Source organism: Thermocrispum agreste DSM 44070, assembly GCF_000427905.1.
GTDB lineage: Bacteria > Actinomycetota > Actinomycetes > Mycobacteriales > Pseudonocardiaceae > Thermocrispum > Thermocrispum agreste.
On sequence record NZ_ATYX01000006.1, the window covers coordinates 213997 to 224958 of the forward strand.

12 protein-coding genes and 1 pseudogene are annotated in these 10962 nt (G+C 71.0%); 11 read left to right on the forward strand and 2 right to left on the reverse strand.

The window, feature by feature from the left end:
- Positions 1–60 precede the first annotated feature (60 nt).
- Positions 61–789, forward strand: a complete 729-nt coding sequence (locus YWY_RS20030; RefSeq protein ID WP_084608869.1) for a CBS domain-containing protein — start codon at positions 61–63, stop codon at positions 787–789.
- Complete coding sequence (locus tag YWY_RS20035; RefSeq protein WP_051309608.1) at positions 782–1294, forward strand: GyrI-like domain-containing protein; 513 nt, start codon at positions 782–784, stop codon at positions 1292–1294. Before YWY_RS20030 ends, YWY_RS20035 begins: the two co-directional genes overlap by 8 nt.
- Here YWY_RS20035 and YWY_RS0103240 read toward each other — a convergent pair.
- A complete protein-coding gene (locus YWY_RS0103240; protein ID WP_028846438.1) occupies positions 1262–1768 on the reverse strand; it encodes a flavodoxin family protein in 507 nt (168 codons plus the stop codon). The genes YWY_RS20035 and YWY_RS0103240 overlap by 33 nt on opposite strands.
- A 254-nt stretch (positions 1769–2022) precedes the next feature.
- Between YWY_RS0103240 and YWY_RS0103245 the strand changes: the two genes are divergently transcribed.
- The 3 genes from YWY_RS0103245 to YWY_RS20040 all read left to right on the forward strand — a co-directional run bounded on the left by YWY_RS0103245 (position 2023) and on the right by YWY_RS20040 (position 4979).
- A complete protein-coding gene (locus YWY_RS0103245; RefSeq protein ID WP_038044350.1) occupies positions 2023–2970 on the forward strand; it encodes a nitroreductase family protein in 948 nt (315 codons plus the stop codon).
- Positions 2971–3090: 120 nt separating this feature from the next.
- Positions 3091–3978, forward strand: a complete 888-nt coding sequence (locus YWY_RS0103250; RefSeq protein WP_028846440.1) for a universal stress protein — start codon at positions 3091–3093, stop codon at positions 3976–3978.
- A gap of 53 nt (positions 3979–4031) precedes the next feature.
- The gene (locus YWY_RS20040; RefSeq protein WP_038044351.1) at positions 4032–4979 is read left to right on the forward strand and encodes a magnesium transporter; all 948 of its coding nucleotides are present in this window, start codon (positions 4032–4034) and stop codon (positions 4977–4979) included.
- A gap of 55 nt (positions 4980–5034) precedes the next feature.
- Here YWY_RS20040 and YWY_RS0103260 read toward each other — a convergent pair whose 3' ends face one another.
- Entirely contained in the window at positions 5035–5652 is a 618-nt protein-coding gene (locus YWY_RS0103260; protein ID WP_028846441.1) for a CBS domain-containing protein, read from the reverse strand.
- A 265-nt stretch (positions 5653–5917) separates the two neighbouring features.
- Here YWY_RS0103260 and YWY_RS24345 point away from each other — a divergent pair, with 265 nt between their 5' ends.
- The 6 genes and pseudogenes from YWY_RS24345 to YWY_RS0103285 form a co-directional block, all read left to right on the forward strand.
- Positions 5918–6109 (forward strand): hypothetical protein, encoded by a 192-nt coding sequence (locus YWY_RS24345; protein WP_211227467.1) that lies wholly within the window; start codon positions 5918–5920, stop codon positions 6107–6109.
- Entirely contained in the window at positions 6106–6387 is a 282-nt protein-coding gene (locus YWY_RS24350; protein ID WP_211227468.1) for a nitroreductase/quinone reductase family protein, read from the forward strand. Before YWY_RS24345 ends, YWY_RS24350 begins: the two co-directional genes overlap by 4 nt.
- 183 nt (positions 6388–6570) lie before the next feature.
- Entirely contained in the window at positions 6571–7485 is a 915-nt protein-coding gene (locus YWY_RS20050) for a hypothetical protein (RefSeq protein WP_051309610.1), read from the forward strand.
- Between the two features lie 224 nt (positions 7486–7709).
- Positions 7710–8207, forward strand: a complete 498-nt coding sequence (locus tag YWY_RS0103275) for a DUF6585 family protein (protein ID WP_028846442.1) — start codon at positions 7710–7712, stop codon at positions 8205–8207.
- A gap of 216 nt (positions 8208–8423) precedes the next feature.
- On the forward strand, positions 8424–9092 hold the full coding sequence (locus YWY_RS23045; RefSeq protein WP_028846443.1) for an RNA polymerase sigma factor: 669 nt from the start codon (positions 8424–8426) through the stop codon (positions 9090–9092).
- A 296-nt stretch (positions 9093–9388) separates the two neighbouring features.
- Positions 9389–10807: pseudogene (locus tag YWY_RS0103285) on the forward strand (nSTAND1 domain-containing NTPase); the annotation flags it as partial.
- Positions 10808–10962 lie beyond the last annotated feature (155 nt).

The window sequence follows — 10962 nt, forward strand, 5'->3', positions numbered from 1 at the left end:
ACTTTCCGGCGCGGCCGGACGACCCGATGCGGTGTAGCGTCGCTGGTGTGGAGGTCTGACATGAACAGCAAGGTCACCGTTGCCGACGTGATGACGACCGATGTGGTCACGGTGCCGCCGACGGCGCCGTTCAAGGAGGTCGCGCGGGTGCTGGTCAGCCGGGGCATCAGCGCGGTGCCGGTGGTGGACGAGGAATCGAGGCTGCTCGGGGTGGTGTCCGAAGCCGACCTGCTGGTGAAGGAGAGCGGTTCCACCGGGTGGAAGCGGCCCGCGATGATCGCAGGCGCCAAGCGCTGGCGGAAGTGGGCGAAGGCACGCGCCACCACGGCCGCGGAGGCGATGACGCCGGCGGTGAAGTCGATCGAGCCGACCGCGTCGCTGTCCGAGGCGGCTCGCCGGCTGACCGAGGAGCGGCTGCGCCGTCTGTTCGTGGTCGAGGACGGCAAGCTGGTCGGCGTCATCGCCCGGCGGGACGCCGTGCGCGCCTTCCTGGCCGACGACGAGGACCTGCGCGAGACGATCCGCACGGAGGTCCTGCGCGACGGTCTGTGGCTGGATCCGGACACGATCGAGGTGTCGGTCCGGGACGGAGTCGTCACGCTCCGCGGAACGGTGGAACGGCGCAGCGAGGTCGCCCTGGCCGAGTCGATGACCGCACGCACACCCGGCGTGGTGGACGTGCGCAACGAGCTGACGTACCGGATCGACGACCGCGACGTCGAGCAGGAGATGGCCGAAGCCAGGCGGAACTGGCGCAAAGCCAGGGAAGGGTTCGACTCCGATGGCTGACGACGGCGCGCCCGTGGTGGCGGTGACCGTGCCGCATCCCGAACGCACCGCGGTGGTGAGTGCGACGGTGTCCGACACCGACATCGGCCAGTTCCTCGAGCGCGCGTATCAGGCGGTCAGCGATGTGGTGTCCGAGCAGGGCGTGGCGATTGTCGGGCCACCATTCGCCAGGTACCGGCGTCGCGGCGACGGCCGCTTCGACGTCGAGGCCGGCTTTCCCGTGTCCAGTTACATCTGGACGGTCGGCCAGGTCCGCTCGTCGGTCCTCCCCGCCGGGGAGCGGGCGACGCTGGAGCATGCCGGGGCGTACGACGAGATGGCGCCCGCCTACGCGGCGGTCGCCCAATGGGTCGAGGACCACGGCGGCATCCCGGAGGGTGACGCCTGGGAGGTCTACCTCAGCCCACCGGACCCGGACGACGCGTCCACCGCCCGCACGCGGATCGTGCAGCCGTACCACGTGGCGTCGGAATCAACGGCCGGGAGTGCGGCCGGCGACGACTGAGGCAAGCCGGTTGCCCCACTCCTTCGCCCGGTCGATTTCACCGTCGAGCAACGGACCTGCCTTGTCCTCGACGTAGAACGTCTCCGGTCGGGCGACGAGCCGGCATCCGGCACGTCTGAGTGCCCGTGCCGCGCTCCGGGCCGCCGAACCGGGCAGCCGTGGCCGGGAGATCTTGGTGTCGAAGGTGGCTGCCTGCACCGTGACCGATCCGAGCCCGGACAGCCACTCGCGAATGCCGTCACCCGGCGACACCGTCTCCTGCTCCTCCCGCGCGTCTCGCCGGGTCATGGAACGGGACATGCCGAACGCGTGGGTCGGGCCGCCGACGACCAGCACGTCGGCGTCGACGGTGCTGGGTGCCGAGCCCACCTCGACGAGATCGACTTGCGCGGCCGATGCGAGGCCGCGGGCGATCGCCTCGGCGATCGCCTTGGTGTTGCCGTACATCGATTCGTAGACCACAAGTGCGTGCATCCTGCCAGCGTGCCCGGCCCGGGTGGCCGGAAAGAAGTGCGGGAAGTCGCCCGGCCGGGTCCGGATGCGCGGGCAGAAAGTCCCATCGGCCGGGGACTTTGCGAGCTGCCGGGCGCTGTCGGTGTCCAGCAGGCTGCAAGTACGTCTGATCCGGGCGCGACGGGCACGGTGTGGCGAAACGTGCCTCGGCGGCTCGGACAGGCGTGACGCCAGGGCGGACGATCCGCCCGCGTTCTGCGGAACGGGTGGGAGAGATGAGCAGGTGGACGGCAGCGCAGCGCCGCGAGATCACCGAGGCGGTGAACTGTTCGCCCGCGGTGTGCGGGCCACGTCCGTGGTCGTTGCGGTTCGTGGACGGCGCCGTGGAGCTGTGCCGCAACGACCGGGGGCAGGAAAGCCTCCCCGAAGCCGTGCGGCGTGACCGGCTGGTGTCCTGCGGCGCGGCTGCCGCCACGCTCGAGATCGCACTCCGCGGCCGCGGCTTGCGCACCACGCTGCGGCTGGACCCGGACCACGGAACCGAGGTGCTGGCCCGGGTCACCGTCGACGGCGGGCTGCTGGTCACCGAACGGGAGCGGCACCTGTTCGCTGCGGTGTTCCTCCGGCACAGCTATCGGCGCCCGTTCGGCGAGCAGCCGGTGAACCACGACACCTGCGCGCGCATCATCAGCGAGCACGGGCCGGACGGGCACGGTGTCGAGGAAACCCAGGTGATCCGCATCGACGACGACGCGGGCATTGCCGCGACCGCGCGGCTCCTCGGCTACGCCGCGGCCGCGCTGCGTGCCGACGCCGGATATCAGCGTGACCTCGCCGCATGGTCGCAGCAGGAGTCGCTCGGCGATTTCGACACCATGCCGTGGGCGTTGATCCGGACCAGTACTCGCCTGCCGGACCAGCCGACCTTGGTGGAGCGCTTGCGCCGGCAGACGACATTGCTGGTGATCACCTCCAGCGACACCCGCATCGACCACTTGCGCGCTGGTGTGGCGACCCAGCGCGTGTGGCTGGCGGCCGTGGTGCGGGGCATGGTGGGTTCCGTGCACACCCAGTCGCTGCATCTGCGAGAGGTCCGTGCCGGGCTGATCGAGCACCTCGGCCTGGCGGGCTTCCCGCACGTGCTGATGCGGCTGGGGCATCCCGCGCCGATGCTGACCCCGCCGCGCCCGCGTCGGACCGGTGGGTGGGCGGCGGCCCGGTGAACCCACTGGCCGGACACGGCCCATTCCGGCGCCGTCACCTGCGTCGACGGTGCGCAAGTCCCTGCGATTGAGGACTTGCGGCAAGGGCCGGACGAGCGGCCGGTGACCTAGCGTCGAAGCATGAGTTCCACTGACACCAAGCCGCTCGTCGTCGGGGTCGACGGCTCCGCCGGGGCACGGCAAGCCATCCGGTGGGCGGTGCGGACGGCCGCCCTGTACGACGCGCCGCTGCTGCTGACCCATGCGCTCGGGGTGCCGGACCACTACGCAGGCGTACTTCCGCCCACGCCGAAGGTGGTCGATGCCGTTTGGGCGCGCGGCAACGCCTTGCTCAACGACGCGGTCCGGTACGCGGAAAGCCTCGGTGCCGGCGACGTGCGCACGGAGATCCGGGAAGACAGCCCGAACGCGGTGCTGCTCGACGTGGCGCGCGGAGCGCAGATGCTGGTTCTCGGCGCTCCCGAGCACCACCGGCTCACCGACATCGTGGTACTCGGGCCGCTGGCGCCGCAGCTGTCGGCGCATGCGCCGTGCCCGGTGGTGGTCGTGCACGGCGACCAGACAGACCCGGCCACCGCGCCGGTGGTCGTGGGCGTCGACGGATCACCACTGTCAGAGCGGGCGCTCGCCCTCGCGTTCGAGGAAGCACTGAGACGGCGCGCGCCGCTGACGGCCGTGCACGCCTTCAGCGGCGCCTTCGCCGAAGCAGTCCTGGCCGAGCCGATCCCGGACTGGCCGCCGCTGGACCGGCTCGAGCGGGAGATCCTCGCCGAGCGCCTCGCCGCCTGGTCGGAGAAGTATCCGAGCGTGCAGGTGCGCCGGGAGCTGGTGCACCAGAGCCCGGGACCGGCGTTGATCGAGTTCAGCAGGAATGCGCAGCTGGTCGTGGTGGGCAGCCGCGGGCTGGGCGGTTTCCGCGGCCTGCTGCTGGGGTCGACCAGCCAGAAGCTGATCTACCACGCGGCGTGCCCGGTGATGGTGGTCCGGCCGGAGAAGGCAGCGGATTGAGCGGGCGGCCCGGTACGGCCGGCCACGGTCGGCCGCCTGGGCTCGCCGCAGCGGTGGAGACCGCGGCCGCACACGCCACCGGCAGCGTGCCCATTGCTGCCCCGGACGATCGGGTGGCGGACCTGCTGGCGGGGATGCGCGGGCAGCGGTTCGACAGCGCCGGCGTGATCGCGGTCTGTGCCGGGGAGCGGCTGGCCGGCGTGGTGACGATCGAACGGCTGCTGGCCGCTCGGCCCGGCGCACGGCTGGCCGACGTGATGGACACCGATCCGCCACGGGTCGCACCGGGCGCCGACCAGGAGCAGGCGGCGTGGGTGGCGGTCCAGCACGGGCAAGCAGGGCTCGCCGTGATCGACGAGGCCGGTCGTTTCGCCGGGCTGGTGCCGCCGCAGCGGCTGCTGGGGGTGCTGCTGGCCGAGCACGACGAGGACATGGCCAGGCTCGGCGGGTTCCTGGCGTCCACCAGGAGGGCACGGCTGGCGATCACCGAGCCGGTGCGGCGCCGGTTGTGGCATCGGCTGCCCTGGCTGCTCATGGGCCTTGCCGGGGCGTTGCTGTCCGCGGGCCTGGTCGGCGCGTTCGAGGCGCAGCTGCAGCAACAGGTGCTGATCGCGCTGTTCGTCCCCGGGGTCGTCTACATCGCCGACGCGGTCGGCACGCAGACCGAGGCGTTGATCATCCGCGGACTGTCCGTCGGCGCCGGAGTCGCGCGAGTGGCACTGCGGGAAACCGTCACCGGGCTGGCACTGGGGGCCTTGCTCGCCCTCCTGACGTTACCGGTGATCTGGGGCGTGTGGGGGCTGGCCGATCTCGCGCTGGCGGTTGCCGTCGCCGTGTTCGCCGCCAGCGCCACCGCCACGACCGTTGCGATGGCCCTGCCGTGGCTGTTCGACCGGTTCGGCGTGGATCCGGCCTACGGATCCGGCCCGCTGGCGACGGTGGTGCAGGACCTGCTGTCCGTGCTGATCTACTTCCTCACGGTCTCCTGGATCGCGCTCTGACCGGTTCCTGGACCGCGTACGCAACGGAGTGGCGCGGGCGGGGGATCGGCGCGGGTCACTCCGTCCCAGACCAGCGCGGGGCAGGGACGACCCTGGCCTTCGTCACCCCGGGGACGGCCTCTGCGACCACCTGCGCGATGTGCCGCTCCTGTGGGTCGTCGAACTGGTCGATCACGATCGCTTCGCCTTCCCGCACCGAGACGGTGAACCGGCCGGCGTCACCCAGCATCGCCAGGTGACGGCGCACGTCGGCGGCGATCTCCCGGTCCGTGCGGCGGAGCACCCGCAGCAGGTCCCGCCGGGTCACGATGCCGACCAGGCGACCGGCGTCCACGACGGGCATGCAGCGCCGGTGCTCGGTGACCATGACCTCGGCGAGCTGGGCGACGTCCATGGTCGACGGGCACACCTGTGCCGGGGTGGTCATCACCTCGCCGACCTTTTTCGGCGGGGATTCGCGCTCGTCGTCCGCACTGGTCCGGTACCGGGGATCGCGCGGGAACTGCTCGCGTACCAGGTCGGCCTCGGTCACCACACCGACGACCCGGTCGTTTTCGTCGACCACCGGCATGGCGGTGTAACCCTTTCTGGACAACAGATCCGCCGCCGCTTTGACCGTGGTCGATTCCCGCACCGTCAAAACCGGATGCGACATGATGTCCCGCACACGCATGACGCCTCCTCCCACGTCGACGCTAGGGCGTCGGGCATCCGATTCACCGCGTCCGCAGGAACTCCGTTTCGGGGACTTTTGTCCCGTGCGGGGCCTCCGGCGGGGTTCCGTTCGGTGACCGGTGGTCGGCGCCACCGCGTTGTCGCCACCGCGTTGTCCCGGAAAAGCGGGCGCAGCAGCGACGGGGACGTTCGGCCCTTCTCGGATTGTCCGCTTTTGCCTACCGTCGGGACAGATCCGGTCGCCGCCGAGTTGGGAGGACGCCATGTCCGTCACAGGGCCGCCGAAATCCCCGAAATTGCCGCCGCGCTGGTTCGTCCGCGCGGCCTGGTCGGTGCATCGTGGCCTGTATCGGATCCTGCCGGGCAGGCGCGCATTGTGGCGGCAGCGCGGAAAGCGGTGGGGCACCATGCGGCTGACGACCATCGGCAGGCGCACGGACAGCCGCGCGCGGTGATCGTCGGTTACGTCGAGGACGGCGACGACCTGGTCACGTTGGCGATGAACGGGTGGGCGAACCCGGAACCGGCATGGTGGCTGAACCTGCAGGAGAACCCGGACGCCACGGTCGAGCTGGTGGGCGGCAGTGGGAGGATTCACGCGTACGCCGCCACCGAAGAGGAACGCGAGCGGTTGTGGGCCGAATGGCGGAAGTACGAACCGAAACTCGACGATTACGCGGCATTGCGCGACACCGAAACCGCGGTGGTCGTGCTCCAACGCCGAGCCACGTGACAGTGGAACTGCGTCGCGATTCGCTTTGTTGCGTTCCGCGGCAATCGGGCTCCCACGCACGACGATTCGGGCATTGTGGCCGCGCTATCACCGAAACGGTTGCGATATTCACCCGGGCAGCGGATTGTTGACGGAGCGGAGTCGATTTGATGCTCTCAGTGACGTCCGCTGAGAGGAACGGTCATGCGCCAGGTTCAGCTGTCCCTGTGGAATCCGGACTCGGCTCCGCCCGCCAAACCGGAGAACGGGTCGTATCGGCGCATACGGGTGCTGATCACGGCGAAAACCGCGCCGCTGCCCACGGCGCACGACTCCGAGGTCGTCTGCGTGGCCGGGCTCCGGTTGGACGATCCGGCCGAAGAATCCTGGATCCGGCTCTGCCCGATCGATGTCCGCGGTCTTGCCGCCGAGGACCGGTTCCGCAAATACGAGATCGTGCTGCTGCACGCCAAGCCGTCGCGTACCGACCGGCGGCCGGAAAGCTGGGTGCCGAACCTGGCCGCCATGCGCCGGGAGACGTGGGTGCTCGGCTGGTCGCGGCGCCGGAGCCTGATCGACCCGCACCTCACCCGGACCATGTGCGAGCTGCTGCGCGACGTGCGGGCCAACCCGGCCGCACGCTCGTTGGCGGTCGTTCCCGTTGCCGGTGTCGAGGACCTGGAGATCACGCGGAACCCGCGGTGGATGCCCCGGCAGCGGGCACAGGTCGCCGGTGCTGCCGGCAGGACCGCCCCGGACGGGCGTGTGGCCGGACCACTGCGGGCACCGCGCTTTCAAGTTCGCTACCGGTACCGGTGCCCTTCGGACCGCTGCACCGGCCATCGCCAAGCGATCGTCGACTGGGACCTTGCGGCCTTGCAATACCGGTACCGCGATCACAGCGACGCCGAACTCCGGGAAGCCATCACACGGGACTTCATGGTCAGAAGGCTCAGGCCGAACTGCGACATCGCCTTCTTCGTGAGCAGCCGCGCCGCGCGCGCGGACTCGTTCAGCGTGCTGGGCGTCTACAACCCGCCGCGCTCGGTCCGGGCCGCCGGCTGGTCCCGCAGGAACGGGCGGCAGCGGCGTTCCCCGGCCCGCGTCCGGCGTGCCTAGCCGGATCGGCGCGAGGGCGTCGAGCCGTCCGTGGTCACCGGTCCGCTCGAGCCCGTCCCGGTCCGGGGTGGTCCATCGATCGTCCCGGCGCCGCCGAGATCGGCGCCGGGTAGCGCCCCAGCCTTTCCACGGCCCTGCCGGTCCACGTCTGCGACACGGCCCGACAAGAAGACCGAGGAAAGGTTGACAGTGATGAACCAGCAGGGAAGGACGGCGGCCGGCAGGTGCCGCAGCGGGTCGCGCAGCGCGCGGCACAGAAGGGCATGGGTGCGCTGCTTGCCTACCGCAAGGGCACCAGTCCGCTGCTGCTGATCACGGTGGCTGTGGTGGCCTTCGCTGCTGCGATCGGCGTGATCGCAGCGCTGAACGCCTTGCACATGCGGATGCCGATGCTGCGGGGCGTCGCGATCTGCATCCTGATCGCGGCACCGCTGTACGTCCTGTATGTCGTCTTCACCGGGACGGAGCGGACCTACTTGTTCGAACGCGGCATGGTGGTCGCCAAGGGGGTGTTCGTCAAGGACGCCGCCTGGGCGGAGGTTGCCGAACTGAAGGTCAACAAGGCGGACAAGGACGGCGTGCTGGCGGGCGCGGTGCTGTCCTACGTGGTGCGCAGGCGCGACGGCAAGAAGATCGCCATCGAAGCGGGCGGCGAGAACGACCAGGTCGGGCCGCGGCTGGAGCAGATCCTGCGCAGCGGCGGTGTTCCGGTCACGCAGTGACCGTCCCGCTGGTGCCCCTCATGCTCCCCCTGTCGCCTCGTTCCGGGGCGCCGGCCGCCGCGGTCGGCGCCCCGTCGCCCGATCACGGTCTTTGCCGAAAACCGGTTCACGTGTCCCGGCTGTGCGGCACAATACGGCCGTATCGGCCGCCGGAGACGAGGGCGCCCGGCGCTCGGACCGAACGAACTGGGTGCGCACAGAGGGGGCCGTGGTCGGATGACGGATCAGCAGCGACACTCGGACGACTTCGCCACGTTCCGCGCGGTACTGCAGGACCTCGTGGCGGCGGGTCTCGGGCCCGATCTCGGCGCCGATTTCGGCGCGCGCTCCGGGATCACCCGGGTCGCCCGGCTCCCGCACGGTGAGCTGCGCCGCAGGCTGTCGGACATCTACGAGTCCAAGTACTCCTCGTTCCTCGCCTACGCCATGAGCAAGCTGGGCAGCAAGCAGGACGCCGAGGACGTGGTGAACGAGGCGTTCGCCAGGGTGTTGCGGGCCAACCCCGACCTGGACGTGCCGGAGGCGCTGGCCGGTTACGTCCGCTCCGCGGTGCACAACGAGATCAACCGCAGGGGCAGTCAGAACTCCAGGGAACGGCTCGAGCAGGCCACCGGCGACCCGGCCGACCTGGAGGCCACGCTGCGCGACCGGAGCAAGCCGCTGGAGGACCGGGTGACCGACGAGATCACCGTCGGCCTGGCCATCCAGCTGCTGTCGCCGCGTGAGCAGCAGGTCATCGCGTTGCGGCACCTGGAGGACGTCAGCGAGAAGGACACGGCGGCACGGCTGAACGTCCAGGTGGGCGCGGTGAAGCGGTACCGGGCCGATGCGGTGAAGAAGATCCAGGCGGCGCTGCGGACCCAGCGGGCGGTCGCGGCGGGCTGACCGGCCGGATCGCCTCGCCAGCCGTCTGGAAACGTCCGTCGTCGTCGTCGTCGATAGGGGGTCGCCTCCGTGCCGACCAAGCCTGCACGCCGTGGTGCACCTGGCTTGGCGCGGATCTTCGCGTCGTCCGGAGCCGTCGTCGGGGCCGGTTTCGTCGTCGCTCCCGGCCACCTGGCCACGTGCGCGCACGTGGCCAGGTGGCCGCGCTGAGCACTGACCCGTCGGACCCCCGCCCGCCCGACCGCGAGGTGACGCTCGACTTCCCGTTCGCCGGGCTCCCGGCGGTGGCGGCCAGGGTGAAACGGTGGCAGCCCATCGCCGCCGACGGCAGCGGAGACATCGCCATCCTGGCGTTCCCGCAGCCGGTGCAGCTGCCGCCTCCGGTGCCGTTGTACTCCGGTGAGCAGCTGTGGGGGCATCGGTTCCAGGTGTGGGGCTTCCCGCACGGCAATCGCTCCGGCGCCTGGTGCGGCGGGGAGCTGCTGGCCAAGCAGGGGACCAGGTGGCTGCAGCTGCAGGGCGATGCCGACACCCCGCCGATCGTCGAGGGCTTCAGCGGCAGCCCGGTGTGGGACGACCAGGTCGGCGCCGTGGTCGGGATGACGGTCGCCGCCGACGTGAACCCGGAGACCACCACGGCGTACCTCATCCCGGCCGAGGACCTGATCGCGGCCGACGAGTCGCTGCTGCCGAATCCGTACCGCGGGCTTGCTCCGCTCGGCGAGGCAGACGCGCAGCTGTTCTACGGACGCAACGAGGACATCGCCCGCGTCGTCGAGGCCGTCCGGGCCAAGGATCTGGTGGCGATCGTCGGCCCGTCCGGGGTGGGGAAGTCGTCCCTGCTGCGCGCCGGTGTCGTGCCTGCGCTGCGGCGGGCGGGAATGGCCGTCCTGGAGGACAAGGACGGGACCGCCCCGCCTGCCGGCTCGGCCGCCGACGTCGTTGTGGCGGTGGATCAGTTCGAGGAACTGGTGCACCACGACCCGGACACGGCACGTCAGCGGTTCGCGCAGCTGGTGGAGTTCGCCCGTCAGCCGAACAAACGGGTCCTGCTGACGTTGCGATGGGACTGCGTCGACGAGTTGTCCTCGGGGCAGACGGCAGCAGCACTCACCGACGGCATGATCGCCGTCACGCCACTGGGGCGCAGCCAGCTGCGCTCGGCCATCCTGGGGCCGGCCGCACACGCGCCGGGTTTGCGCTTCGAGGACGGGCTGGTCGAACGCATCCTCGACGAGGCGTCGGCCGAGCCCGGCCAGCTGCCGCTGGTGGCGTCGTTGCTGGAGCAGCTGTGGTACGCGCGCTCCGGGACCACGCTGACCTGGCAGGCGTACCGACAGCTCGGCGGGGTGCGCGGTGCGGTGGCGCAGCGCGCCGAGGCGGCGATGGCGGCCGTCGTCCACCAGGGCGCCCACGAAGCCGAGGTCGCGCGGCTGTTCCGGGCGCTGGTGCGGCCGACCGACACCGTCGGCTTCGTCCGCAAGGCGGCACGCTAGGCGGACCTGGACGAATACCAGCAGCGGCTGGCGGTCGCCCTGGCGTCCGCCCGCATGCTGGTGATCGATCGCACCGTGGACGGCGAGACGACCGTCGACCTGGCGCACGATGCGTTGATCCAGCACCGGCCGCGGCTGCGGCAGTGGGTGGACAGCGACCGGGAGTTCCTGCAGTGGCGGTCGAGCCTGGAGCGTCGGCGTCGCGCGTGGCTGCGCGCCGGCCGCGACGAGAACATGCTGCCGTCCGGGCAGCTGCTCGCGACCGCCCAGCGCTGGTACGACGAGCGGCGGCACGACTTGTCCCCGGCGGAGTGGGAGTTCGTCGAGCTCGCCTCGCGGCGCAGCAGACGGTCCAAGCGGCGCAGGCAACTGGT